The sequence below is a fragment of the Citromicrobium bathyomarinum genome, from assembly GCF_038594485.1.
In the GTDB taxonomy this organism is placed as follows: domain Bacteria; phylum Pseudomonadota; class Alphaproteobacteria; order Sphingomonadales; family Sphingomonadaceae; genus Alteriqipengyuania; species Alteriqipengyuania bathyomarina_A.
This window is the reverse complement of sequence record NZ_JBCFZG010000004.1, coordinates 691,596-715,572: the sequence shown is the minus strand read 5'-3', so window position 1 is coordinate 715,572 and position 23,977 is coordinate 691,596. Positions and strand designations below refer to the sequence as shown.

General features: G+C 64.7%; 25 protein-coding genes. 6 read left to right on the top strand and 19 right to left on the bottom strand.

The window, feature by feature from the left end:
• Window positions 1-40: 40 nt before the first annotated feature.
• Window positions 41-1,948, bottom strand: coding sequence for a M1 family metallopeptidase (locus AAG591_RS09165; RefSeq protein WP_342531250.1), 1,908 nt, complete (start codon window positions 1,946-1,948; stop codon window positions 41-43).
• Between the two features lie 190 nt (window positions 1,949-2,138).
• Between AAG591_RS09165 and AAG591_RS09160 the strand changes: the two genes are divergently transcribed.
• The gene (locus AAG591_RS09160; protein WP_342530884.1) at window positions 2,139-3,002 is read left to right on the top strand and encodes a glycoside hydrolase family 16 protein; all 864 of its coding nucleotides are present in this window, start codon (window positions 2,139-2,141) and stop codon (window positions 3,000-3,002) included.
• Here AAG591_RS09160 and AAG591_RS09155 read toward each other — a convergent pair whose 3' ends face one another.
• The 3 genes from AAG591_RS09155 to hemF all read right to left on the bottom strand — a co-directional run bounded on the left by AAG591_RS09155 (window position 3,003) and on the right by hemF (window position 6,469).
• Window positions 3,003-3,440 (bottom strand): BLUF domain-containing protein, encoded by a 438-nt coding sequence (locus tag AAG591_RS09155; RefSeq protein ID WP_342530883.1) that lies wholly within the window; start codon window positions 3,438-3,440, stop codon window positions 3,003-3,005.
• Window positions 3,441-3,452: 12 nt separating this feature from the next.
• Window positions 3,453-5,495, bottom strand: a complete 2,043-nt coding sequence (locus AAG591_RS09150; RefSeq protein WP_342530882.1) for a putative bifunctional diguanylate cyclase/phosphodiesterase — start codon at window positions 5,493-5,495, stop codon at window positions 3,453-3,455.
• Between the two features lie 122 nt (window positions 5,496-5,617).
• On the bottom strand, window positions 5,618-6,469 hold the full coding sequence (gene hemF, locus AAG591_RS09145; protein WP_342530881.1) for an oxygen-dependent coproporphyrinogen oxidase: 852 nt from the start codon (window positions 6,467-6,469) through the stop codon (window positions 5,618-5,620).
• Window positions 6,470-6,602: 133 nt separating this feature from the next.
• Here hemF and pdeM point away from each other — a divergent pair, with 133 nt between their 5' ends.
• The 3 genes from pdeM (at window position 6,603) to AAG591_RS09130 (ending at window position 8,698) form a co-directional block, all read left to right on the top strand.
• Window positions 6,603-7,316 (top strand): ligase-associated DNA damage response endonuclease PdeM, encoded by a 714-nt coding sequence (pdeM, locus tag AAG591_RS09140; RefSeq protein ID WP_342530880.1) that lies wholly within the window; start codon window positions 6,603-6,605, stop codon window positions 7,314-7,316.
• A 110-nt stretch (window positions 7,317-7,426) separates the two neighbouring features.
• Window positions 7,427-7,969 (top strand): translation initiation factor IF-3, encoded by a 543-nt coding sequence (gene infC / locus AAG591_RS09135; protein WP_342531249.1) that lies wholly within the window; start codon window positions 7,427-7,429, stop codon window positions 7,967-7,969.
• A gap of 72 nt (window positions 7,970-8,041) precedes the next feature.
• A complete protein-coding gene (locus AAG591_RS09130; protein ID WP_342530879.1) occupies window positions 8,042-8,698 on the top strand; it encodes a hypothetical protein in 657 nt (218 codons plus the stop codon).
• A 9-nt stretch (window positions 8,699-8,707) separates the two neighbouring features.
• Here AAG591_RS09130 and AAG591_RS09125 read toward each other — a convergent pair whose 3' ends face one another.
• Window positions 8,708-9,334, bottom strand: coding sequence for a hypothetical protein (locus AAG591_RS09125; protein WP_342530878.1), 627 nt, complete (start codon window positions 9,332-9,334; stop codon window positions 8,708-8,710).
• 168 nt (window positions 9,335-9,502) lie between these two features.
• Here AAG591_RS09125 and AAG591_RS09120 point away from each other — a divergent pair, with 168 nt between their 5' ends.
• Window positions 9,503-10,918, top strand: coding sequence for an SLC13 family permease (locus AAG591_RS09120; protein ID WP_342530877.1), 1,416 nt, complete (start codon window positions 9,503-9,505; stop codon window positions 10,916-10,918).
• A gap of 162 nt (window positions 10,919-11,080) precedes the next feature.
• A complete protein-coding gene (locus AAG591_RS09115; protein ID WP_342530876.1) occupies window positions 11,081-12,397 on the top strand; it encodes a cystathionine gamma-synthase family protein in 1,317 nt (438 codons plus the stop codon).
• A gap of 61 nt (window positions 12,398-12,458) precedes the next feature.
• Here AAG591_RS09115 and AAG591_RS09110 read toward each other — a convergent pair whose 3' ends face one another.
• The 14 genes from AAG591_RS09110 to hisH form a co-directional block, all read right to left on the bottom strand.
• Window positions 12,459-14,816, bottom strand: coding sequence for a TonB-dependent receptor (locus tag AAG591_RS09110; protein WP_342530875.1), 2,358 nt, complete (start codon window positions 14,814-14,816; stop codon window positions 12,459-12,461).
• Between the two features lie 104 nt (window positions 14,817-14,920).
• Entirely contained in the window at window positions 14,921-15,454 is a 534-nt protein-coding gene (locus AAG591_RS09105; protein ID WP_342530874.1) for a J domain-containing protein, read from the bottom strand.
• 156 nt (window positions 15,455-15,610) lie between these two features.
• Entirely contained in the window at window positions 15,611-16,126 is a 516-nt protein-coding gene (pal, locus tag AAG591_RS09100) for a peptidoglycan-associated lipoprotein Pal (protein ID WP_342530873.1), read from the bottom strand.
• A gap of 75 nt (window positions 16,127-16,201) precedes the next feature.
• Window positions 16,202-17,605 (bottom strand): Tol-Pal system beta propeller repeat protein TolB, encoded by a 1,404-nt coding sequence (gene tolB, locus AAG591_RS09095; RefSeq protein WP_342530872.1) that lies wholly within the window; start codon window positions 17,603-17,605, stop codon window positions 16,202-16,204.
• Window positions 17,602-18,459 (bottom strand): energy transducer TonB, encoded by an 858-nt coding sequence (locus AAG591_RS09090; protein ID WP_342530870.1) that lies wholly within the window; start codon window positions 18,457-18,459, stop codon window positions 17,602-17,604. Before AAG591_RS09090 ends, tolB begins: the two co-directional genes overlap by 4 nt.
• Before the next feature lie 12 nt (window positions 18,460-18,471).
• Window positions 18,472-18,915, bottom strand: coding sequence for a protein TolR (gene tolR, locus AAG591_RS09085; RefSeq protein WP_342530869.1), 444 nt, complete (start codon window positions 18,913-18,915; stop codon window positions 18,472-18,474).
• Between the two features lie 37 nt (window positions 18,916-18,952).
• Complete coding sequence (gene tolQ, locus AAG591_RS09080; RefSeq protein WP_342530868.1) at window positions 18,953-19,669, bottom strand: protein TolQ; 717 nt, start codon at window positions 19,667-19,669, stop codon at window positions 18,953-18,955.
• Window positions 19,670-20,152 carry a YbgC/FadM family acyl-CoA thioesterase gene (locus tag AAG591_RS09075; protein ID WP_342530867.1) on the bottom strand — a complete coding sequence of 161 codons (483 nt, stop codon included), beginning with the start codon at window positions 20,150-20,152 and terminating at the stop codon, window positions 19,670-19,672.
• Between the two features lie 108 nt (window positions 20,153-20,260).
• Window positions 20,261-20,635 (bottom strand): histidine triad nucleotide-binding protein, encoded by a 375-nt coding sequence (locus AAG591_RS09070; RefSeq protein WP_342530865.1) that lies wholly within the window; start codon window positions 20,633-20,635, stop codon window positions 20,261-20,263.
• Window positions 20,625-20,951, bottom strand: coding sequence for a phosphoribosyl-ATP diphosphatase (locus AAG591_RS09065; RefSeq protein ID WP_342530864.1), 327 nt, complete (start codon window positions 20,949-20,951; stop codon window positions 20,625-20,627). The genes AAG591_RS09070 and AAG591_RS09065 overlap by 11 nt, the downstream gene beginning before the upstream one ends.
• Before the next feature lie 34 nt (window positions 20,952-20,985).
• Window positions 20,986-21,870: an imidazole glycerol phosphate synthase subunit HisF gene (gene hisF, locus AAG591_RS09060; RefSeq protein WP_342530863.1), complete on the bottom strand. Its 885-nt coding sequence runs from the start codon at window positions 21,868-21,870 to the stop codon at window positions 20,986-20,988.
• On the bottom strand, window positions 21,867-22,139 hold the full coding sequence (locus AAG591_RS09055) for a hypothetical protein (RefSeq protein WP_342530862.1): 273 nt from the start codon (window positions 22,137-22,139) through the stop codon (window positions 21,867-21,869). Before AAG591_RS09055 ends, hisF begins: the two co-directional genes overlap by 4 nt.
• Before the next feature lie 169 nt (window positions 22,140-22,308).
• Window positions 22,309-23,034, bottom strand: a complete 726-nt coding sequence (gene hisA / locus AAG591_RS09050; protein ID WP_342530860.1) for a 1-(5-phosphoribosyl)-5-[(5-phosphoribosylamino)methylideneamino]imidazole-4-carboxamide isomerase — start codon at window positions 23,032-23,034, stop codon at window positions 22,309-22,311.
• A gap of 166 nt (window positions 23,035-23,200) precedes the next feature.
• Window positions 23,201-23,821 carry an imidazole glycerol phosphate synthase subunit HisH gene (gene hisH / locus AAG591_RS09045; RefSeq protein WP_342530859.1) on the bottom strand — a complete coding sequence of 207 codons (621 nt, stop codon included), beginning with the start codon at window positions 23,819-23,821 and terminating at the stop codon, window positions 23,201-23,203.
• Window positions 23,822-23,977 lie beyond the last annotated feature (156 nt).

Sequence of the window (23,977 nt, the reverse complement as noted above, 5' to 3'; positions counted from 1 at the left end):
GTGCGGTCGCGGGCTGCCTATTGCAACGCAAAAAGGACGATCAGCCCTCGTCCTTTGCCATCAGCCGATCCACACCCGCCCGGGTAACGGCATGATAGCTATCGCGCGTCTTCGCGTAGATGCGTTTTGCAATCGGCTTACCCCAGTCGCCCTGGTCCATCAGCACCGCGAACAGCGGACGGACGAACTTGGCGCGGCCGATTTCGGACAGGAACGTTTCCGCCTGCGGCACCGCCGGATCGTAGCGGTTGGCAAGGGCCAGCTCGAGCCACAGGAACAGGACTTCGTTATTGCCCGTGTCCGCCAGCCCCAGCGCATCGTTGAGCGCGGCGAGCTGGGCGGCAGTGCGCTGCTTGGGAATATTGTCGAGGAAACGCATCTGTTCGGCGGCGCTCCAGTCATTCCAGCCGGTCGGGATCGTGCCGCTACCGGCATAGGCGGCAACCGCCGCGTCGACCGTGGCAAAGGCCTGCGGATCGGGCTTGGCGACATTGCTCGGCAGGCCCGGCTCGAAAATCCACTCATGCAACATGAGCTGCTTGGCCTCTTCGGGCGAACGCACAAGGTTGGTGCGCAAATCGTCGTAGATCAGCTGGCTGGTCGCGGGCTGGAACGCGTGGTTGTCGAACCACTGGCGCAGCCACGCGTCGAACCGCTCGCGCCCCACAGCGCGTTCGAGCGTGCGCATGAAGAAGTGACCTTTGTCGTACGCAATCGCGCTGCCGATCAACTCGCCATCGCCATCATTGTGGAGCGCGGTGCCCGGCGCATCTGCGCCCACTTCGTTCAACGTTTCGATGATATTGGCGTAGGCGAGCGCGGCCTCCTGTTCGGCGCGCTTCTTGCCGTAAACCTTTTCGACGATGCGGTTTTCGAAATAGGAGGTCACGCCTTCGTTCAGCCAGCCGTCGCCCCACACCGCGTTGGTCACGAGGTTGCCCGACCAGCTATGCGCCAGTTCGTGCGCGACCAGCCCATTGTTCGACCGGTCGCCCGCGATAAAGGTGGGCGTTAGGAAGGTCATTACCGGGTTTTCCATGCCCCCGTAGGGGAACGATGGCGGCAGCACGATCATGTCGTAGCGGCCCCAGCGATAATCGCCGTAAAGCTCCTCTGCCGCTTCCACGAGCTGTTCGGTATCGGCGACTTCGTTATACGCCCGGTCGAGGGTTGAAGGCTCCGCCCAGACGCCGGTGCGCGGTCCGGTAGCGCGGAAATCGATGTCACCTGCCGCGAGTGCGATCAGGTAGGGCGGCACCGGCTTGTCCATCACGAAGCGGAACGCACGGCGGCCATTGCCGAGATCTTCAGGCTCGCCCTGACGCACGCCGCTCATGACTACGTCGAGCGGCTTGGGTGCGGTGATCCGCGCTTCCCATGTCTGGCGGATGCCCGGGCTGTCCTGCGTGGGTATCCACGTGCGGTTGAGGATCGCCTGCCCCTGGCTGAAGAGATAGGGGTACTTGCCCCCGGCGGTCTGCTCGGGCGTGAGCCATTGCAGTGCCTCGGCATCGGCAGGCGCATCATATGCGATCACGATTTTCTTCGCCCCGTCGAGCATGATCGTCAGCGGTGCGCCCTTGCCGCCCTCGTTCGCCATCGTGCCCATCGTGTATTTCAGAGCACGGCCCTGCCCGTCGGTGATCGAGCGGATCATCAGCCCGTTGCTGTCGAGCACGATCTTTTCCGCATCCGGCTTCGCCAGCACGTCCAGCGTGGCGGTGCCGCCGACCCGTTGCGAGTCGAAATCCAGATCGAGGTCGAGCGCGACATGCGTGACCCGCGCGACCTGCGGCTGCGCGTAGGTCTGGTCGTCGACCGCTTCGGGCGTCGTCAGGATCGGGGAGACCATCGCCGTATCGGTCGGCATCGCATCCCCTTCGGCATCCATCGTGGTACAGGCGGAAGCCAACACGGCTATGGCTGCGAGGGTGGCGGCACGATACATCTCGGTCTCCGGAATCTGGTTTGGTCTGTTCAACGCGGCGCGGCAAGAAGCGTGCCCGTGCCTTTCGGACACCAGCCGATGCGCGTCAACCGCGTGGCCAGCTCGCGCGCAATCCGCCGCGCATGCCGAGGACTGGAATATCGCCTCGCCTTATGTCATGGGAACGTTCACATAAGAGGAGAGGAAATCGATGATCCGCACCGCACTGGCCGTCTCGGCCCTCACCACCTGCATGATCGCCATGCCCGCCGCCGCGCATGAACCCAGTGAACGCACCTTGCTGTGGGCCGACGAGTTCAACGAGACGGAACTGGATCGCGACAACTGGAACGTGATCGGCACCGATTTCTGGGTCAACAACGAACAGCAGGCCTATGTCGACGCGCCCGAGGTGTTGTCGATCGTCGACGACGTGGAAGGGGCCGATGGCGGCGTACTGATGCTGCGCCCGGTCTACTCCCCCGGAGTCGATCCGAAGCCCGAGCGCGAGGCAGACTTCCTCTCCGGACGGGTCGAAAGCCAGGGCAAGTTCGACTTTACGCACGGCCGCGCCGAAGCGCGCATCAAGATGCCCGATGCCGAAGGCGTATGGCCCGCCTGGTGGCTGCTCGGCAACGACCGTTGGCCCGACACGGGCGAGATCGACATCATGGAATATGTCGGTGAGAAGGACTGGATCGGCGTCGCGCTGCACGGCCCGGGCTATTCGGGCGAGACGCCGCTCGTGAACAAGTACTTCTTTGCCGATGGCGAAGACGTGACCGACTGGCACGTCTACGCGGTCGAGTGGAAGAAGGACGAACTGCTGTTCCAGGTCGATGGCCGCACCGTCTACCGTGTTACCCGCCCGATGGTGGAGCACTACGGCGAATGGTCCTACGATAACCCGAAATACCTGATCCTGAACTTCGCACTCGGCGGGGCCTACCCGTTCAAGACCAACGGGATCGAGGAACCCTATAACGGCTTGCCCCAAGCGACCGTCGACAAGATCAAGGCCGGCGATGTGGCGATGCTGGTCGACTGGGTCAGGGTCTACGCGCCGGAGGATTGATCAGGCGGCAAGTGCCTGAGCGTCGGCCTCATCGACCAGCCTGAGCATCGCCGTCAACGCTTCGCGCACGTTGAGGGTGGAAAGAAGGCGAATTTCGGAGAGTGAGCCCGCGCGGCCTTCCAGGCCTTCGTCCGCGTCGATTACGCACGCCATGTGCCAGTGGGGAAACAGCCGGGCAGGCACCGTCTGGTAGTCGATCAGCTTCATCTCGCGATGGCGGAAATCGTTGCAGATCCGCTCGAACGTCTCCTCCAGCGGGTGCATTTCGCCTTCGAGCACCTGAATGAAATGTCCGTCGATGTAGGCCAGCGAGCCGGTGATGCCGCACTCGGCATTCCGGCGCGCGCTGGCTTCGGCGATCCGGCGCGCGATAGTCGGTCCCCGCACCACATCATCATCGGTAATGCGGCTGGTGTAGAACAGGCGCTGCAATGTCATGTTCGCAATCCTTCAGGCTGCAAATCGGCCGGACGAACCGGACGCAAACAATTTCGCGGCCGATTTGGCGTCGATGGGCTTGTTGAACAGGAAGCCCTGCATATGGCCGCAGCCTTGCTCCGCGACGAAGGAATATTGATCGTCCGTCTCGATCCCTTCCGCGGTCACTTGCATGTTAAGGCTGGCACCCAGCTGCGCGATAGCTCGCACGATCGACGCACTGCCCGCATCGGTCGGCAACTTGTTCACGAAGCTGCCATCGATCTTGATCCGGTCGATCGGGAAGCGGTGAAGATAGCTGAGCGAAGAGTAGCCGGTCCCGAAATCGTCGAGCGAGATCTTCACACCAAGCGCCCGGACCTCCTCAAGTGAACGCAGCGCCAGCTCGTCGTCCGCGACCAGGGCGGTTTCGGTAATCTCGATCTCCAGTCGGTGCGGTGCGAGTCCGGTACGGTGCAGGACTTGCGCAATGTCTGTCGCCAGACGGCCGCCCATCATCTGCACGGGCGACACGTTGACAGCCACCATCAGGTGATCGGGCCAGGAAGCGGCCTCGTGACACGCCCTGTCGAGCACCATGCCCCCGATGGTGTTCACCAGGCCCAATTCTTCTGCGATCGGGATGAAGACCGCTGGTGAAACCATCCCGCGTTCCGCGCTTCTCCACCGCACCAGTGCTTCTGCGCCGATGAATTCGCGGCTTTGCGTATCGAGAACGGGCTGGAAGAAGACTTCGAATTCCTCGCGAATGCACGCCCTGCGCAGGTCCGCTTCCAGCCGCCTGCGCTCGAGCAGCTTTTGGGTGAGCGACGGATCGAAGAAACTGTGCCTGCCCCGCCCTTCCTCCTTCGCGTGGTAGAGAGCGACATCGACCTGCTGGATCAGTGCGTCCGCGTCGACTGCCCCGTCCGATGTCAGGGTAATGCCTACGCTCGCGCCGATTTCTGCTGACTGCCCGCCGATAACGAAGGGTCGGGACAGAACTTCCACGATCCGTTCCGCCAGATGGCCGACAACGATCGGATCGCTCGCCCCATCGGCCAAGACCGCGAACTCGTCGCCACCGATCCGCGCGACCATATCATGTTCGCGCACGGCCTTTCTCAAACGAGACGCAACCGCCTTGAGCACGCGGTCGCCGTAAGGATGGCCAAGCGTGTCGTTGACCGGCTTGAAGCGATCGAGATCAATCATGATGAGGGCGAAGGGCGGACCGCCCTTGGACAGTCGGTGGGATTTCCGGCGGAGCTCGCTGTTGAACGAATGCCGGTTGTGCAGCCCGGTCAGCGTATCGTGCATCGCGATGTGGTGCAGCCGGTCCTGCGCATCGGTGCGCGTGCGCATTTCGACCAGATAGGTCGACAGACCTGTCCCCACGATCAGGAGCGCCGCCATCGCGATCGCCGAGGCCATGGCCACGAACACTTCGCTCTGGGGCCCGCTGCCGAACCCTGCGATGGGCGCGACGGTGAAGGCCGCCATGCCCACGAAATGCAACATCACGATGGCCAGCACCAGAAACGCCGTCGGCAGCCAGGGGTGGCGATCGCCATCGTGCGCGCGCAACCGGTCTATGGCGACCGCACCGAACACAACCGCGCATGCAAGCGAGGCCGCGACGTAACCGGGAAGCCATGTGACGATCCCGTCCGCCCGATATGCGAACATCCCTACGTAGTGCATTGCCGAGATTGCGAGGCCGATCGTGCCGCCACCGCAAAGAGCCGCGAGCCAGCGATTTCTCAGGCTCGACAGCATCAACCCGGTGCCCACCCCGGCGATTGCGATCACGGCAGAAACGATTGTCAGCGTCGCGTCGAAGGTGACGCGCACGCCCGGCTGGTAGCCGAGCATGGCGATGAAGTGCGTCGCCCAGATGGAAGCGCCAGCGCAGACCGAGGCGAGAAAGCACCAGTGGAAGCGCGAGCCGCCGCGTGCGTTGATCGTACGGAGAAACAGCTGAACGGAGACGAACGAACCGATGATGCACAGGATAGCGGCGAGTGCGACAAGCGCCAGGTTATGTTCGCCAAAGAGGCAGGTCAGAACACGCATCGAGAAATGCCTTGGGTAACCAGCCGAAGGCGGAACTGCGCGACGACATGCAACCGCGTAGGTGGAGGAAGGTTAATTTTGCGTATTTTGCGTAAATTCGAGGGCGCGAGATCTACCGCCCGTCAGGCCCATTCGGCCTGCGGGGGCAGGCTCATCAGGATCGCGTCGACATTGCCGCCGGTCTTCAGGCCGAACAGCGTGCCCCGATCGTAGACGAGATTGAACTCGGCATAGCGTCCGCGCCATTCGAGCTGGGTGCGCTTGTCTTCCTGCGTGAAGTCGCTTTCCATCCGGCGGCGGACGAGCATCGGGAAGATTTCGAGGAAGGTGCGCCCGACGTCCTGAGTGAAAGCGAGGTTGCGCTGGAACGCCGCCTCGTCCGCGCATTCGAGATGGTCATAGAAAATGCCGCCTACGCCGCGATGTACGCCCCGATGGGGGATGTAGAAATACTCGTCCGCCCATTTGGAAAAGCGTTCGTAATAGGTCGGGTTGTGCTTGGCGCAGGCGGCGCGGAAGGCCGCGTGGAATTCGCTCGTATCCTCTTCGTACGGGATCGGCGGATTGAGGTCCGCCCCGCCGCCGAACCACGCCTTGCCCGTCACAAGGAAGCGCGTGTTCATATGCACCGCTGGCACCTGCGGATTGGCCATGTGCGCGACCAGGCTGATGCCTGTGGCCGAAAAGCTCGGGTCATCCTGCGCGCCGTTGATCGTCTTGGCGAACTCGGGCGCGAAGGTGCCGTGCACGGTGGAGACGTTGACGCCGACCTTTTCGAAGACCTTGCCCTTCATCAGGCCCTGCACCCCGCCGCCGGGATTGTCGTTGCCCTCTTCCTCGCGGTCCCACGCGGTGTAGGCAAAGCTCGCGTCCGATCCTGCCTCACGCTCGATCGCCTCGAACTCGGCGCAGATCTGGTCGCGCAAGCTTTCGAACCAACTGCGTGCCTGCTGTGTTTCGTCTGACCAGTCCAAAACCGTTCACCCTGAGCCTGTCGAAGGGCCGTCCTTCTTCTCAATCCCCTCGCTAGAAGAAAAAGCGGTCCTTCGACAAGCTCAGGACGAGCGGAAGCTTGCATAGTGTCAGGCGCCTTGGCATCAGACCTCTATGGTTCCCGTTTCGTTCGGCACTACTCAATTGCTCCTGCGCAGCGATCGTGCGGTCTATTGGCCGCGCGAGCGCACGCTGTTCGTCGCCGACCTCCACCTCGAAAAGGCGAGCTTTTTTGCCAGCCACGGCCAGCCGCTGCCGCCGTATGACAGCCGCGCCACGCTGGAGGCGGTGACTCAGGCGGTGAGAGAAACGGGCGCGGAGCGGGTTGTGACGCTGGGCGACAATTTCCACGATGCCGAAGGTGCCTCGCGACTGGAAGAGACCGCCTGCGAAATGCTGCGCGCGCTCACCCGCACAGTCGACTGGGTGTGGATCACGGGCAACCACGATGGCCCGTCCGACGCCGACGAAGCGGCGAATCGCTGCGGCGGAACGCTGCACGCCGAGTTGGAGATCGGCGGGATCGTCTGCCGCCACGAGGCTCTTCCCGGCGAATCCCGGCCAGAACTTTCCGGCCATTGGCACCCCAAGCTGGACGTAACGGTCAGGGGTCGCCGCGTCCGTCGCCCGTGCGCCGTCATGGCGCAAAGCGATGCGGGCCCGCGGATGGTGCTGCCCGCCTTCGGCACGCTGACCGGCGGAATGGACGCGGGCGACCCGGCGATCCGCCGTGCGCTAGGCCCCGCCGAATCGGTCGAGGCGCTGTGCGCGGTGCGCGACAAACTGGTCCGCATTCCGCTTTGGCGAAGCGAAAGATGCGCTGCCTGAAGCCACACCCGAGCGGCAAATCGCGCGACGACCTGCGACAGCCCCTTTCGCATTGCGGCAAAAAGCCCTAAATACGGCGCTCGTATATCAACGCCACAGGAGAGCATCCCATAGCACGCCCCCCCCGTCGTTCCCTCCAGCCGCCTACCAAGAGCGGCCCGCGCTACGACAATTTTATTCAGTCCCCCAAGGTCCGCGTTATCGACGAGACCGGGGAGAACATTGGTGTCCTCAACACGGGCGATGCGATTGAACGCGCTGCGGAAGTCGGCCTGAATCTGGTCGAAGTCTCGCCCAACGCCGATCCGCCCGTCTGCAAGTTCCTCGATGTCGGCAAGCACCGCTACGAGGCGCAGAAGAAGGCGAACCTCGCGCGCAAGACGCAGAAGACGCAGGACATCAAGGAAGTCAAAATGCGTCCGAACATCGACACGCACGATTACGACGTGAAGATGCGCAACGTGAACAAGTTCATCGAAAACGGCGACAAGGTGAAGATCACGCTGCGCTTCCGCGGGCGTGAAATGGCGCACCAGCAGATCGGCATGGACCTGCTCAACCGCGTTCGCGACGATGTGGAAGAGATCGCCAAGGTAGAAGCCTTCCCGCGCCTCGAAGGCCGCCAGATGCTGATGGTGCTTGCACCCAGATAATCGAGGCCCCGCCAGGCGCAGTTTGCCTGGCGACCTTGCGGAACCAACCACCGTGGCGAGCGATTGATCGGCATGATCACTCGCCGCCACATCGCCGCCCTGCTCCTCCCGCTTTCCGCCGTTTCGCTCACCGCGTGCGATGCTGCCCGAGCGCCTGCGCCCGAGCCTTCCACGGGCGAGAGCGACGCCGTCTCGACCGAAGCGCCCGCGCCCGATGCTACCCCGACCGGTACGGATAGCGAAACGGGCGGGGCCGCTGTCGACCAGGGATCGAACCCCGATGTCTCGCCCACTCCACCGCCGGGCTACACCGACGGTTCGGGCGTCAACGAAGGCTATCCCGATCTCACGCCCCCCAAGCTCACCGCTGAGGCTGAGCGCGGCGAAGAAGGCGCGCGCAATGTCCTGCTGTATTTTAGCCGTGCGCTCGAGCTCAAGGAATTCAACCAGGCCTATGCTCTGATGCGGGAACAGGCGCGTCAGAAGACCAGCGCAGCGCAGCTCACCAAGCGGTTTGCGGATTTCGGCAAGATCACAGTCTCGGTGCCGAAAGGCACGATGGAAGGCGCGGCAGGCACGAGCTACTACACCGCCCCCGCCACCATCACCGGCTCGAATGGCCAGAAACTAACCGGCGATATCGTGCTCAACCGGGTCAACGATGTGCCCGGCGCTACGCCCGAGCAACTGCGCTGGCGCGTCTACGCGTTCGACATGTCCGCGAATTGACCCGCCGCCCTACTCGATCTCGAAATCGAGCAGGGTGAACCGGGCGGGCCCAGTCGCATAAACGCCGTGACCCCGGCCGCTGGCCGACCCGAATACGAAGCCGACGGTGTTTGCCTGCGCCAGTGCACGATCGAAATCCTTGAGCAGCGTATTGCGCGATCCGCCGGCCATCGCGATCCATGCTTCGTCGAGCGCGATCGAGATCGTATGCGTTCCCGCGGACAACGGGACGACTTTTTCGGTAGGCGAATACCAGCGGTGATGCGGCGTTCGCATCGTCCAGCGATCCCCTGCCCGCTGGAAATAGAGCGACAGGGTGGCCGTCTCATCCGGATGCTCTTCGGGCACGAACCGCGTGCCGGGCGCCGTATCGATCCGGTACCGCAGGGTAATCCGCGACGCATTGGCGAGCGACCGCGTCGGCGTAGTCACGTAATGCACATGCCCGTCTCGTGCGGTGGGGTACGGAAAATCGAAGGTCGATCCCGCGGGCGATGGCCGCATCGCCGCAGGCATGCGGAACGAATAGTTCTCCCCGCGGATAACCGGGCCGATGGACCATGCCGACCGTTCGTTCTGTGCGGCCACGGTTGAAGCCACACCAACAGCCAGCGCGGTCGATAGAATTGCGCCCATCGCCCATCGGGCACTGGTCGCGCGGGAGCGGGTGTATCGATCTGCATTCATCCCCGCACCATGCCAGCGCGGCGCTTGATCGCCTCTGAACACTCTGTTGCGCTCGGATCGATCACCGCCCCCTTGCCCGCTCCATCCGATTGCCTATCACGGGCGTCGGAGGGGACTATGACGAGATCGATCGGCTTCGCGCTGGGCGTGGTGGCATTGCTCGCCGCAATTTGCGGGCCGCTGCCCGAAGGTCTGTCGCGCGAAGGGTTCATCGTTGCGGGGCTGGTCGTCCTGATGGCCGCGTGGTGGATCACCGAGGCGCTTCCCCTCACCGCAACGGCGCTGGTGCCGTTCCTGGTCCTGCCGTTTGCGGGGGTCATGGACGCGAAGGAAACCGCAAGCGCGTATTATTCGCCGATCTTGTTCCTGATCCTTGGCGGTGCGTTCATTGCGCTGGCGATCGAACGGGTTGGCCTGCATCGTCGTCTCAGCCTTGGCATCTTGCGCCTCGCCGGAACCCATGCAGGCCCGGGCCGGCTGCTCCTCGCCTTCATGGCCAGCGCGGCGATCCTCTCGATGATGATCTCCAACACCTCGACTGCGCTCATCATGATGCCGGTCGCGCTGGCGGTGCTGGCGGCAGGAGACGTGGCAGGCACCGACGCGCCATCGACCGATGGTCTGTCGGGCGCGCTGCCGATGGGAATCGCCTTTGCCTGCAGCATCGGCGGGCTGGGCACGCTGGTCGGCTCGCCCACCAATGCCATTGCGGTTGGCCTGCTCGACCAGACGATCGGGATGAAGATCACCTTTGCCCAGTGGACGTTGTACGGCCTGCCCGTCGTTATTTTCGCCATTCCGCTGGCAGCGTGGATCATCGCGCGGGTCCAACGCGTCGGTGCGCACAGCTTCGATCCCGCTGCCGCGCGCGCCGCAATCCCGGTGGAGCGTGATTGGAGCGCTCCGGAAAAGCGCCTTGTCCCCGTGGTTGCCATCACCTTCCTGCTATGGATGGGTCAGCCGTTGCTTGAACCGGTCTTGCCAGAAGGTTCGCTCACCGACGGGACGATCGCCATCGGTGCAAGTCTCGTGCTGTTCCTGCTGCCCGACGGCACCGGACGCGCGCTGCTCAACTGGGAAGAGGCGAACCGCGCACCCTGGGGCGTCATCATGATGTTCGGCGGCGGGCTCGCGCTGGCGGCGGGAATGACCGCGAGCGGGCTGGCGCAATGGCTCGGCGATGCGCTGTTGCCGCTGTCGGCCGTGCCGCTGCTGCTGGTGGCGCTGTGCGTGGTAGCGATGGTGGTGCTGATCACCGAGTTTGCGAGTAATGTCGCCACCGCGTCTGCCATCGTGCCGGTGGTGGCAAGCCTGATCCTTGCTCTCGGGGTGCAGCCCGAACTGCTCGCTATCCCGGTGGCGTTTGCGGCGAGCTGGGGCTTCATGCTGCCCGCGGGCACCGGGCCGAATGCGATCGCCTGGTCGACCGGCCGCATCCGCATCGGACGGATGGTCACCGCCGGGCTGATGCTCGATCTTGCAGGGATCGGGCTCATCGTCGCCATCGTCTGGGCGATAGCGCCCTTCGCCTGAGAGGGGGAGTTGATCGCGCAAACTCCCGGCGGTAATGCCGCGTTCGACAACCGGCAGCCGGTGGAGATGCGTTCCTGCGGAGGTTAGGAACGGGCCGCCTCCGGCACTGCCTCGAAACCGAGCCCCCGCCTTCCTGGGGGCGCATTTGAGGAAGCCGTTCGCATGACCGACGCCGTCGACGCAGTCGAAACACCCACCCCCCGCCGCAAGCCCAAGCCCGAAGTCACGAAGATCGACGGGCGCAAGATGAAGCCGTCCACCCTGATGATGGGCCACGGCTACGACCCGGCGCTGTCCGAAGGGTCATTGAAGGCCCCGATCTTCCTGACCAGCACCTTCGCCTTCGAAAGCGCGGCGGCGGGCAAGCGCCACTTCGAAGGGATTACCGGCCTGCGCGAAGGCGGCGCGGAAGGCCTCGTCTATTCGCGCTTCAACGGGCCGAACCAGGAAATCCTGGAAGATCGTCTCGCCATCTGGGACGGTGCAGAAGATTCGCTGTGCTTCTCCAGCGGGATGACCGCGATCTGCGTGATGATGATGGCCTATTGCAGCGCGGGCGACGTGATCGTGCACTCGGGCCCGCTCTATGCCGCGTCCGAAGGCTTCGTTGCCAAGATCCTCGCCAAGTTCGGCGTGAAGTATGTCGACTTCCCCGCCGGTGCGACGCGCGAGCAGTTCGACGATGTGCTCGCCAAGGCGAAGGACATGGCGAGCGAGAACGGCGGCAAGGTCGCGATGATCTACCTCGAAAGCCCCGGCAACCCGACCAATGCGCTGGTCGATATCGAGATGGTCCGCGATGCACGCGACGCGGCGCTTCCCGCCGATTGCCCGATCGCGATCGACAACACGTTTCTCGGGCCCCTGTGGCAGCGCCCGCTGGAACATGGCGCGGATATCGTGTGCTATTCGCTGACCAAGTATGTCGGCGGCCACTCGGACCTCGTGGCGGGCAGCATTGCGGGCGACAAGAAGTGGATGAACCCCGTCCGCATGATCCGCAACACGATGGGGGGCATCGCCGATCCGAATACGGCGTGGATGCTGCTGCGCAGCCTCGAAACGGTCGAACTGCGGATGCAGCGTGCGGGCGAGAATGCGGAGAAGGTCTGCGCCTTCCTGAAGCAGCACCCCAAGGTCGACGGGCTCGGCTACCTCGGCATGATCGAGGATGATCGCCAGCAGGACATCTACGACCGCCACTGCCTTGGCGCAGGTTCCACCTTCTCGCTGTTCCTCAAGGGCGGCGAAGAGGAGTGCTTCCGCTTCCTCGACGCGCTCAAGGTCGCCAAGCTTGCAGTGAGCCTTGGCGGCACCGAGACGCTTGCCAGCCACCCCGCCAGCATGACGCACCTTTCGGTCGCGCATGGTCGCCGTCAGGAGCTGGGCATCACCGACAGCCTGGTGCGGATCAGCATCGGGATCGAAGACCCCGACGATCTGATCGCCGACTTCGATCAGGCGCTCGACGCGGTCTGACCGCTTATCCAGCGGAAAAATGCGTATGGGCGGAGGCTTCGTGCCCCCGCCCATTTTCGTATCAGCGGCCGAAGCGCGCGGTCAGTTCGACACCGAACAGGCGGGGCTCTGCAGGGATGAAGGTCGGCACGGTGAAGGCGCCGCCGGTATTGCCCGCATCGAGCAGGTAATCTTCGTCGAACGCGTTGCGGATGAAGCCCGCCAGTTCGAAGCGATCATCCGCGAAGGACACGCCCGCACGCGCATTGACCAGCGTCACCGGCCCCTGCGAGATCGCCGGATCGTTGGGCACTTCGAAGAAGATGCGGCTGCGGTAGGTCACGCTGGGCGTCGCGAAGAAGCGCACGCCGTCCGCAATCGGGTAGTCGATCGTGAAGCCGCCCGCCGCCTGCCATTCGGGCTGCAGACGGAAGCGCGCACCCGAATAGGCGGGCGAGAAGGCGTTATCCTTGTCGATGCCGCCGCTGATGTAACCCACATTGCCGAACAGGCTCAGCCAGTCGGACGCCTGCACCGCAAGCTCTGCCTCGACGCCGAGGTTCGACGCCGTGCCCGCACTCTCGGTCACAAAAGATCCGGTCGGGTTACCATTGCTGTCCAGCTCGGCCACCGACACCTGGAAGTTGTCGTAGACCTGGTAATAGACGCCGAGCGACCCGGAGACCGGACCCGAGCTGAGCTTGAGCCCACCCTCATAGTTCCACACGGTTTCGGCGGGGATGATCTGCGCGCCGCTCGCACCGACCTGCACCACCGGCGAACGGCGACCTTTCGAGACCGTGGCGAAGACGTTCACGTCCGGGGTGAGGCGATAGAGGATGTTGAAGCGCGGCAGAGCGGCGGCGAAGCTGTCTTCCGATTCGATCGTCTGCCCACCGGTATCGACCTGGCCGGGGATCAGCGGCGCGCCGCTCAGCACCGAATTGGGGACGGTCGCGGTGAAACCCGACTTGCGCTCTTCGATCAGCACGCGTGCCCCGGCAGTGACCTCAAGGCTCTGCGTCGGGATGAAGGTCGCGTCGGCGAACAGCGAATAGCTGGTGTTGCGGCCCTGGTTCTCGAACACCGAGCTGTACGGGATTTGGGTCGCCAGACCCGAGGTGAGAAGCTCGGTCACGCCCGCTGCGGGCACGGTACCGTCGGGCGCAACGCAGGGGACACCGGGGATCAGCGGCGCGCCGAACAGCGTGGTCAGGCACTGAAGGAAGGTGCCTTCCTCGGTCGAGAAGGGCACGTTCTGGCGTCCCTTTTCGGTGAAGACATTCCAGCCGAACGATGCACGCCAGCTGGAATCGACATAGCTGAAGCGGCCTTCGTGGCTGAACTGGTGGCCGGTGGCGATCTCGGCGAATTCGAGGAAGGGCGCTGCCGATCCGTCGGCATCGAACACTTCGGCGCTGTCGAATTCGCGGTAGCCGTTGACTGTGGTGAAGGTGAGCGAATCGCTCAGCTCGATCGCGGCGGTCAGGTTGACGTCGTAGACTTCGCGATTGAGGCCGAGCTGGTCGTCGCCCAGCGCCGCCGCCGAATAGGGCGATCCGCCAAGGTTGGCATCCTCGAAGGCATTGGCCGCGCCGCCCGGCGCGCCGGCGAAGGCGGGGAAGGTGCCAGAGATGAAGGGCGTGCCGCCGTTGCGCTGCTGGTCGTAGGTGCCGACGAGGTCGACTGTCACAAACGGGCTGGGCGTGAAGCGCAGCGATCCGCGTACGCCGAGCTGGTCCTTGGCGTAGAGCTCCTTGTCCTGACTGGTGGCGAGATTTTCGACATAGCCATCACGCGTGCGCCATTCGAAGGCGACACGGCCCGCGAGCACGTCCGAACCGGCATTGACGAAGCCCGACAGCAGCGTGGCGTCGTAATTGCCATAGCCGCCGGTCAGCGCGCCCGAGAAGCTGGGCTTGGGCTTGGCGGAAACAAGGCTGATCGCGCCGACGGCAGAGGCCGTGCCGAACAGGGTCGCCTGCGGGCCCTTGATGACTTCCACGCGGTCCAGATCGTAGATCGCCTGGTAGGAACCGCGCGAGCGCGAGATGTCGACGTCGTTGTAATAGAGCGTGACGCGCGGGCCCTGCTGGGCGGAGCCGCTGTCCGAGGTGATGCCGCGGATCACGATGCCGGGGTTGTTGGCGCTCTGTTCCTGAATGTTGAGGCCGGGAACGTAGTTCGACAGCTCGTCCAGATCGGTGACGCCCAAATCCTCGATCCGTTCGCCCGAAAGCGCCGAGATGGTGATCGGCACATCCTTGGCGCGCTGTTCGATCTTCTGCGCGGTGACGACGATTTCATTGCCGCTGCTCGCCTCGATCGAGTCTTGGTCCGCAGGCTCGGCGGCGGCTTGGGCGAAGGCTGTGGCGGGCACGATGGCCGCTGTTCCCAGCAAGGCAAATCGGAAGGCGGAGAAAGACGAAGAAAAGCGCATGGCGAACCCCTTGATGCTGCAAGTGCGAAAAGGGGCGTTAGGGGGTGTCGGTGACCGAACGGCGACGGGAATGTTACAATGCTGTGACTATGCCGTTTTCTTCGCTAGCCCATCCATTCGCGCCGCGCTTCGGCGGCCTTGAGCACCTCGTAGGCTAGCTGCAGCTTCTGGAATTCGGCGGCGGCATCCTTGTCGCCCGGTTTCACATCCGGGTGCACGGTCTTGGCCTTTTCACGCCACGCGCGCTTGATCGCTGCGAAGTCGGCATCGGCTTCCAGCTCGAGCACGTCGAGCGCGCGCATCTCGTCCGCCGAGCGCGAGCCATCGCCCGATCCCGTCCAGCTGTAGTGCGACGCTTCGGCGTAACCAGCATTGTCGCGCTTCTCGGTCCGCGCGCGCTCGGCCGCCTCAGCCTTTTCGAGCCCTTCGAAATAGTCCCACTTGGAATTATATTCGGCGGCGTGCTTCTGGCAGAAATACCAGCGGTCCGGATTGTTGGGAGATTTGGGCGCGGGGCAATTGCCCGGCTCTTCACACCCGTGGCGATCGCACACGCGAATGGTCGCCGCCTCGCGCGAGGCTTCATAGCCCCGCCAGCGGGGAAAGCCCCAATCGTTCGATCTGCGTGGTTTCGCCATTGATCCAATCTAGAGCACCGCGCGCCAATGTGAACCCGTGCGGCAACCGATTGCGCCCTCGCCACCCCGATTAGCGAACCGTCCGGCGGCGATGCGCGAACGAAAAGGGCGGGCGACCCTGCAGGATCGCCCGCCCCATGTCTCGCGGCGAACCGCTTAGTAGTTGATGACGACCGTTACCGCGCGGCGGTTCTTGGCCCATGCTTCGGGCGTCGATGCGGTCGCGACCGGGCGTTCCTCGCCATAGCTTACCGTGCGGATACGGTTGGCGGCGATGCCCAGGCTGACGAGGTAGTTCTTCGCCGAATTGGCGCGACGCTCACCCAGCGCAAGGTTGTATTCGCGCGTCCCGCGTTCGTCGGCATGGCCTTCGATCGTGACGCTGATGTTGGGGTACTGCGCGAGGTACTGCGCCTGCATCTGCAGCGCCGCGGCATCGGCGGTGTCGATGTTGTAGCGATCGGTATCGAAGTAGATCACGTTCTGACCATTGACCGCGTTGACGAAGTGTTCCTGCGAGCCGACGCCATAGCCGGGGCCGCTGTTGTCGCCCGGGTTGGTCGGCTGGCTCACGCCCGGTTCGGGCGGCAGTTCTTCGGGGGCATTGGACTTGCAGGCCGCGAGCGAGGCGGTGGCGGCAAGGATAATCGCAATCTTGATACGCGAGTTCATAGGTCTCTCCTCACAATATGCCTTGGTAGTCGTCGGTGCGACCCCACGAAAATCAAGCGTTAGTTACGCAACGTCTCACGGCAGGATCGGTCCCCATGCCGGGTCTGAGGCATCGACCGGGGTCGGCAGGCGGCGCAGATTGTCGCCGGTCAGATCGACCTGATAGATCGCGGTGCGGCCCGTGTTGCGCTCGGTCCGGAAGAACTGCAGCACGCGGCCATTGGGGGCCCAGGTCGGTGCCTCGTCCTGCCAGCCATTGGTCAGCTTGCGGAAGCCGCCGCCATTCGCGCTCATCACCGCGATGTTGAAGTCGCCGGGGATGTAGGTGAACGCGATCTGGTCGCCGCGCGGGCTCCATTCGGGCGTCGCCGCACGGCCGCCGAAGAAGCTGATCCGCCGTTGGTTCGATCCGTCGGCGTTCATCATGTAGATCTGCTGTTCGCCCGAGCGGTCGCTTTCGAACACGATCTTGCTGCCATCGGGCGAGTACGACCCGCCGATATCGATCCCCGGAGCATCGGTCAGGCGGGTGCTCTCGCCGCCTTGCGCGGAGACGCGGTAGATATCGGTATTGCCGTTGACCGCCATCGAATAGAGCACCCAGCGCCCGTCGGGGCTCCAGCGCGGCGCGAAGGTCGGGTTGCTGCTCTGGGTGACCAGCGTCTGCTGCCCCGTGCCGATGTCGTAGACGTAGATGCGGGGATTGCCGTCGACATAGCTCAGGTACATCAGCTTGCGGTAATCGGGCGAATAGCGCGGGGTCAGCGCGGTTGCGCGGCCCGTAGTGATGAAGCGGTGGTTCGCCCCGTCGCTGTCCATGATCGCGAGCCGCTTGGTCCGGTTATCCTTCGGGCCGGTCTCCGCAATATAGGCGATCCGGCTGTCGAAGAACGGGCTCTCGCCGGTCAGGCGCGAATAGACGAGGTCGGCACATTTGTGTGCCGCACGCCGCCAGTCGGACGGCGGGACCACCCAGCCCGAGCGGGCAAGTTCATCGTTAAGTGCGACGTCGTAAAGGTAACAGCCGACCACCAGCTTGCCGTCGGGACGCGGGCGGACATAGCCCTGCACGAGCATTTCCGCGCCACGCATCGACCACATGTTCCACACCGGATCGGTGATCTGCGGGTAGCTGGGCTTGGGCAGTGCGTCGGGGCCGGTCGGGTCGAACAGGCCGTTGTTCTGAAGGTCCGCGGTAACCACTCGCGCCAGCTCCGCCCCCAGCGCAGCCGTGCCGCGTGCGTTCGCAGCGGTCGCAACGTCGCGCTCCGCCGCGAAGGCGGGGATAGCAAGCTGGAGATCGTCGAGGCTGCCTTCGAACGAGACGTTGACCGAAAGGCCCCCGTCTTCGTCTCCGTCACCCTGCGTCGGCACGGTCTCAACCTCTCCGCCCACGGGAGGAGCAGTTCCCAGGTCCTCGTTCTGGGCGAGCACCGGGGACGCGAGCAGCAGAGCCACGGCGGCCATCAAGAATCTCATTGAGCGAGTCTCCAATCGAGGTTGGCAGTCACAGACTTCCAAGCATTATAATATTCGGGCGGCAAATCGAAGGGCGCCGCCAGCTGCACAGCGCGGATCGCCTGTTCCGCATGGCGTTCGGCCTGCGCACGGTTGGTCGCGTTCACCCCCGTCTGTCTTACCAGACGCGGACGACCGGCAAGCGATCCGTCCTCCTTGAGCTGGAACGAGACGTAGCTGACGATATCCTCCACCTCGGGGCCGCTGGGCGGCTGCCAGTGCGGCTTGATCTGGCGCGATATCGCGGCGGCAATGCTCGCCTTGGCACTGTTACCGATCTGCGAAGCGGGGATACGGGTGTCATTCGAGCTGGTCGAATTGCCCTGCGAGGGCAGGAAGTCGTCGCCGATGCGAGACCCCCCGGAACGGGTCGGCTGAGCGCTCGGCTGGGGCTTCGGACGCGGCGAAGAGGTTGCGCGACTGGTCGGGCGCGGCTTTGGCTCGGGACGCGGTTGCGAGGTGGCGCGCGGCGATGGCCTGGGTTGCGGGCGGCTGGTCGCACGCGGCGAAGGGCGTGGCTCGGGCGCCGGGGCGCTGGTCGGCTGGGGGAGCGGCGGCGGCGGGACGTATTCGATCGGCGGCGGCGCGGCATCGCCCAGCTCGGGCGCCACCGACGCCTGCGATTCCTGCACGGGATCGGGCGCGGTCGAGGTCAGGCCGACATCTTCGGCGAAGTTGACCGTGATCCGCTTCGGCTCGGGCATCGGCTGACGCGTCGTCCCTTGCAGCAGCAGCGCCGCGATCAACGCAGCGTGCAACGCGATCGCGACGATCAGCGCAAGGGCATCGAGGCCGTTATGCGGTTTCGCGTCCATCGAGCGGGTGGGCTAGAGCGATTCGCTTGAACTGTTGGTGACCAGCGAGATCGAGTTGCAGCCCATCCGGTTGAGCTCGCCCATGACGCCCATCACGCGCCCGTAATCGAGCGTCTTGTCCGCGCGCAGCACGACTTCGCGCTCCGAACAGGCTGAGCCCGCGCTGGCGGTGGCAAGCGCCGCGCCGAGCTGGCCCTGGGGGACGGCGTCCTCACCCAGATAGATCGTACCGTCGCCCGCGATCGACACGTTGAGCGGTTCGTCGTCCTGCGGCAGCGCGTTGGCGCGGCTGTCGGGCAGGTCGACGGGCACGCCCGCGGTCAGCAGCGGTGCGGTGACCATGAAAATGATCAGCAGCACCAGCATCACGTCGACCAGCGGGGTAACGTTGATCTCCGCCATCGGCGCGCGCCTGGAATTGCGCCCGCGCTTCGACTTGAGCACGCCCATCGCCATCAGGATTCTCCCTCGCGGGCCGGTGCCGAATGCAACATCACACCCGCTCCAGCTCGCGGCCGAGATTGGCGTTGAACCGGTCGGCGAAGCGCTGGAGGATCGCTTCGTAGCTGTTCACGCTGGCGGACAGGCGGTTGTAGGCGATGACTGCGGGAATGGCGGCGAACAGCCCGATCGCGGTCGCGAACAGTGCCTCGGAAATGCCGGGCGCGACCACCGCGAGCGAGGAATTGTTCTGCGCACCGATCTGGAAAAAGCTGTTCATGATGCCCCAAACGGTACCGAACAGCCCGACAAAGGGGGCAACCGACCCGAGAGTGGCAAGGAAGGTCAGCCGGCCCGCCAGCCGGTCGGCCTCTTCCGCGACATGGCTGTCCATCACCGCCGCAATGCGGCCCTGCGCGCCGCGCACATCCTTCACGCCGCCCTTGGTCGACTTCTTCCATTCGGTGATCGCGCCCCACGCGATCCGCGCGGGGGCGACGTCCTGGTTGCGATAGGCATCGAGCGTCTGCTCGTAATTGTCGGAGGCCCAGAAATCCTTCTCGAACTTGCGGGCGCGCTTCTTCGCGCCGCCGATCTTGAGTGCGAAGGAAATGATGATCATCCAGCTCCAGATCGACGCGATCAGCAGGCCGGTCATCACCGCCTGCACGACGATATCGGCGTCGAGGAACAGCTTGACCGGTTCGAGCCGGGTGGGCGCAGCGGCGACCTCTGGTCCGGCGGCCGCAAGCAGGTCGAGAAAGATCATTCAGGCATGCTCCCCAAGAGAACGGGTATCGAGAATTCGGGTGAAGGCTTCGCGCCATGCCTCTGGCTGGCGGCGCGGGCGGCCATTGGGGGCGACGAAGCCGACGCGCAGGTGCGCGGTGCAGATCGTTTCCCCATCGCGCTTCGCCTCCTGCTCCATCCGGACGCTCGCTGCCCTGAGTTCGCTGCACCGCGTATGAATGACGACGTCGTCATCGAGCAGCGCGGGCCGGATGTACCGCAATTGCACATCGGCGACCGCATAGGCGCCCTCCCCCGCTTCGATCGCGGCGCGCTGGTCGATGCCGAGCATCCGCAAGACGTCGGACCGGGCCCGTTCGAACCAGCGCAGGTAATTGGCGTGATAGACGATGCCAGAGAGGTCCGTGTCCTCGTAATAGGCGCGCACCGCGTAGAGGTGCGTCGTGCCGTCGAACACGCCGCCGGGCGGGTTGGGTATGGGATGATCGTTGGTATCGGTCATGCGGCTCGCGCCTTTACCGGAAAGCGACTCGGCGCGGCAATCGGAATTGCGCGGCCTGTCGCGCTGCGGGATCGGTTTGCCCCGGCGGTGGCCCGCCGGGCGCGGCAATCATGCGATCATCCGGCCGAGCTTCTGCCCGCCGAAAAGATGCACGTGCAGGTGCGGCACTTCCTGCCCGCCATCCGCGCCGACATTGGCGAGCAGGCGATAGCCGGGCTCGACCAGCCCCTTCTCGCGGGCGACCTTGCCCACCGCGCGCACGAAACCGGCGATTTCCTCGTCCGGAGCCTTTGCGGAGAAATCGTCCCAGCTCACATACTTGCCCTTGGGCACCACCAGCGTGTGGATCTCGGCCTGCGGATTGATGTCCTCGAACGCGATCGCCCACTCGTCTTCGTAGACCCTGGTCGAGGGGATCTCGCCGCGCAGGATCTTGGCGAAGATATTGTCGTCGTCGTAGGGTGCGGTGGCGTCAATCGGCATGGCTTTCCTCCCTGCTGGCCTTTTCCTCGATCCCCGAAACGCCCTCACGCCGGTCGAGTTCGGCGAGCACATCGGCCAGCGCGATATCGCGGTCGGCGAGCAGCACCATCAGGTGAAACAGCACATCGGCAGCCTCGCCGACCAGTTCCTCGTCACTGCCCGAAAGCGCCGCGACCACCGCTTCGACCGCTTCCTCGCCCAGCTTGCGCGCCATGCACGGACGCCCCTCGCGCTTGAGGAGCGCGACATAGCTGGTTTCCGGGTCGCACTTGCGACGTTGGAGGATAACCTGTTCGAGGCGGGCGAGAGTTTCCATACGTTGCGGTCTCTTTCTGATTATGCGTTGCGGCTCAAGCGCGCATGCCCGCGTAGGGTTCCGGATGGCGTGCAGGCAGGCCCACCGCGCGCAAGGCATCCTGCGCCTCGGCGACGGTGTGCTGCCCGAAATGGAAGATGCTCGCGGCGAGCACCGCGCTGGCATGACCCTGCGTCACGCCAGCCACCATATGGTCGAGCGTGCCCACCCCGCCGCTGGCGATCACCGGCACATCGACTGCGTCGGCGATCATCCGGGTCAGTTCGAGATCGTAGCCGTCCTTGGTCCCGTCGCGATCCATCGAGGTGACGAGAAGTTCGCCTGCACCCAGCTGCGCCAGTTTCGTGGCGTGTTCCAGCGCGTCGATCCCGGTCGCGCGGCGGCCGCCATGGGTATATATCTCCCACTTACCCAATCCCGCCCGTGCTGAGCTTGTCGAAGCACCGCCCTTTTCTTCGGAAGGAAAAGGCGACCCTTCGACAGGCTCAGGGTGGGCGGGTCGGGAGGGGGATACCACCCTTCTGGCATCCACGCTCGCGACAACGCACTGGCTGCCCATGCGCTGCGCGATTTCGTCGACCAGTTCGGGCCGCGCCACGGCTGCGGAGTTGATCGCGACCTTGTCTGCCCCGGCGAGCAACAGCGTGCGCGCATCCTCCACGCTGCGCACCCCGCCGCCCACGGTCAGCGGCATGAAGCAGACTTCGGCCGTCCGCCGCACGATATCGGCCAGCGTCGCGCGCCCTTCATGGCTGGCGGAAATGTCGAGAAAACACAGCTCGTCCGCGCCCGCGAGATCATAGGCATGCGCCTGCTCGACCGGATCGCCCGCATCGCGCAGGTCGACGAAGTTGACGCCTTTGACCACGCGGCCCTCGGCCACGTCGAGACAGGGGATGACGCGAATACGGACAGTCATGCTGGGGGTATCGTGATGGTCATGGTGGGTTGATCGTCTTTCGGCTCGGATGCCGTTTCAGGCGCAGTCTGAGGCACCTGCCCCGCCAACCAGAACATCCCGAACGCCATGTTGATGTAGAGCACGATCGCGAACCAGAAGCGGGTCGGGTCTTCGTCCTTCTTGCTCAGCCGGAATTTGCCCAGCGCCGTCTTGCCACGCACCGCATCGATCGCGGCGACGGCGAGCATCACGACCGTGGCGATCAGAGCGATATCGGCGATGGTCACAGCGCCCTGCCCCCTCTCCAACTTCGGCTAGGACCTTGCAGGTCCAAGCCTGCGTATCCTCTCCCGCAAGGGGAGAGGATGGCTGCTACCCCATTGCCTCTCCCCTTGTGGGAGAGGATAGCGGAGCTTGCCGGTGAACCGGCTAGCGCAGCTTGGTGAGGGGGCTGGATCACTCGCGCGCCTCGCGCAGTGCCTCTGCCATATCTAGGCGCCCGTCATACAGCGCGCGGCCGGTAATCACGCCTTCGATCCCGTCCTGCGCATGCGGAGCGAGCGCGCGGATATCCTCGATCCCGGCAACCCCGCCGCTGGCGATGACGGGAAGCGATTGCGCCTTGGCCAGAACAAGCGTCGCCTCGACATTGCAGCCCTTGAGCAACCCGTCGCGGCCGATATCGGTGAACAGCAGCGCGGCGACGCCTGCATCCTCGAACCGGCGCGCGAGATCCTCGACCGGCAGGTCGGAAACGCTCGCCCAGCCCTCGGTCGCGACCATGCCGTCGCGCGCGTCGACCGCGACCACGACCCTGCCCGGGTGATCCTTCGCCAGCGCCTTGACCAGTTCGGGGTCCTTGAGCGCCGCCGTGCCAATCACCACGCGCGCCACGCCCAGTTCCAGCCACCGCTCCGCGCCCTCGCGCGTGCGGATGCCGCCGCCCAGCTGTACCTTGCCGGGGAAGCGCCGCAGGATGGCTTCGACCGCATGCGCATTGACCGGCGCGCCCGCAAAGGCTCCGTCGAGATCGACCACATGCAGCCAGTTCGCGCCTGCTTCGGCAAAGCGCGCGGCCTGTTCGCCCGGATCGTCGCCGTAGATCGTCGCGCGGTCCATATCGCCTTCGGCGAGGCGGACGACGTTGCCGGCTTTCAGGTCGATGGCGGGGAAGATGATCATGCGGTTAGAAACCCCTCTCCAATTGCGGCCAGGCTCCTGCGTCGCCAAGCCTCCATATCCTCTCCCGCAAGGGGAGAGGAGCCTGGCGCATTCGTCCTCTCCCCTTGCGGGAGAGGATAGCGCAGCTCGCCGCGACTGCGGCTAGCGAAGCTTGGTGAGGGGGAAATCACGGCTTCCACTTCAAAAACCTCTCCAGCAGCGCGAGGCCGTAGGCCTGGCTTTTCTCCGGGTGGAACTGCACGCCCAGGATATTGTCGCGCGCCACCGCCGCCGTCACCGACCCGCCGTGATCGGTGCGTGCGGCGATGTGGCTCTCGTCCGCGACATCGAACGCGTAGGAATGGAGGAAGTACGCCTCCCCCGGATAGATAAGGCCAGACGCATCGTCGGCCAACACCACATCGTTCCAGCCCATATGCGGTACCTTGACGCGGCTTGATGGCTCCAGCGCACGAACATCGCCGCCGATCCAGCCGAGGCCAGGGGTTTCGCCATGCTCAAGGCCCCGGTCGGCCAGCAGCTGCATCCCGACGCAGATGCCGAGGAAGGGCACGCCGTCTTTCAGCACGCGGCCTTCCAGCGCCTCGATCATGCCAGGAAGGCTAGCGAGCCCCTGGTAGCACGCGCCGAATGCGCCCACGCCGGGGAGGACGATCCGGCTCGCCTGCGCCAAAGCGTCTGCGTCCGAAACCAGCGCAACATCCGCACCGACACGCCGAAGCGCGTTCTCGACCGAGTGCAGGTTGCCTGCGCCGTAATCGATCAGGGCAACAGTGCCGCCACTCATGATCCTCCCCGCTTTTGCGTCAGCACAAGGGGGGAGGTGGCGCTCGCTACGGGCGAGCGACGGAGGGGCGATGCACGAAGGCCCCTCCACCCCGACGCCTGCGGCGTCGCGGTCCCCCTCCCCGTTTGGCCTGCGGCAAATCGGGGAGGATCGCGC

Bases quoted from the DNA above. Each gene is read 5' to 3' on its own strand.
- AAG591_RS09165 (WP_342531250.1), bottom strand. From the start codon at position 1,948: ATGTATCGTGCCGCCACCCTCGCAGCCATAGCCGTGTTGGCTTCCGCC.
- AAG591_RS09150 (WP_342530882.1), bottom strand. From the start codon at position 5,495: ATGCGTGTTCTGACCTGCCTCTTTGGCGAACATAACCTGGCGCTTGTC.
- hisF (WP_342530863.1), bottom strand. From the start codon at position 21,870: ATGACTGTCCGTATTCGCGTCATCCCCTGTCTCGACGTGGCCGAGGGC.
- AAG591_RS09160 (WP_342530884.1), top strand. From the start codon at position 2,139: ATGATCCGCACCGCACTGGCCGTCTCGGCCCTCACCACCTGCATGATC.
- pdeM (WP_342530880.1), top strand. From the start codon at position 6,603: ATGGTTCCCGTTTCGTTCGGCACTACTCAATTGCTCCTGCGCAGCGAT.
- AAG591_RS09075 (WP_342530867.1), bottom strand. From the start codon at position 20,152: ATGACCGATACCAACGATCATCCCATACCCAACCCGCCCGGCGGCGTG.
- AAG591_RS09070 (WP_342530865.1), bottom strand. From the start codon at position 20,635: ATGCCGATTGACGCCACCGCACCCTACGACGACGACAATATCTTCGCC.
- tolB (WP_342530872.1), bottom strand. From the start codon at position 17,605: ATGAGATTCTTGATGGCCGCCGTGGCTCTGCTGCTCGCGTCCCCGGTG.
- pal (WP_342530873.1), bottom strand. From the start codon at position 16,126: ATGAACTCGCGTATCAAGATTGCGATTATCCTTGCCGCCACCGCCTCG.
- AAG591_RS09125 (WP_342530878.1), bottom strand. From the start codon at position 9,334: ATGGGCGCAATTCTATCGACCGCGCTGGCTGTTGGTGTGGCTTCAACC.
- AAG591_RS09155 (WP_342530883.1), bottom strand. From the start codon at position 3,440: ATGACATTGCAGCGCCTGTTCTACACCAGCCGCATTACCGATGATGAT.
- hisH (WP_342530859.1), bottom strand. From the start codon at position 23,821: ATGAGTGGCGGCACTGTTGCCCTGATCGATTACGGCGCAGGCAACCTG.
- AAG591_RS09110 (WP_342530875.1), bottom strand. From the start codon at position 14,816: ATGCGCTTTTCTTCGTCTTTCTCCGCCTTCCGATTTGCCTTGCTGGGA.
- tolQ (WP_342530868.1), bottom strand. From the start codon at position 19,669: ATGATCTTTCTCGACCTGCTTGCGGCCGCCGGACCAGAGGTCGCCGCT.
- AAG591_RS09090 (WP_342530870.1), bottom strand. From the start codon at position 18,459: ATGGACGCGAAACCGCATAACGGCCTCGATGCCCTTGCGCTGATCGTC.
- AAG591_RS09115 (WP_342530876.1), top strand. From the start codon at position 11,081: ATGACCGACGCCGTCGACGCAGTCGAAACACCCACCCCCCGCCGCAAG.
- AAG591_RS09065 (WP_342530864.1), bottom strand. From the start codon at position 20,951: ATGGAAACTCTCGCCCGCCTCGAACAGGTTATCCTCCAACGTCGCAAG.
- AAG591_RS09120 (WP_342530877.1), top strand. From the start codon at position 9,503: ATGACGAGATCGATCGGCTTCGCGCTGGGCGTGGTGGCATTGCTCGCC.
- AAG591_RS09105 (WP_342530874.1), bottom strand. From the start codon at position 15,454: ATGGCGAAACCACGCAGATCGAACGATTGGGGCTTTCCCCGCTGGCGG.
- hisA (WP_342530860.1), bottom strand. From the start codon at position 23,034: ATGATCATCTTCCCCGCCATCGACCTGAAAGCCGGCAACGTCGTCCGC.
- tolR (WP_342530869.1), bottom strand. From the start codon at position 18,915: ATGGCGATGGGCGTGCTCAAGTCGAAGCGCGGGCGCAATTCCAGGCGC.
- AAG591_RS09130 (WP_342530879.1), top strand. From the start codon at position 8,042: ATGATCACTCGCCGCCACATCGCCGCCCTGCTCCTCCCGCTTTCCGCC.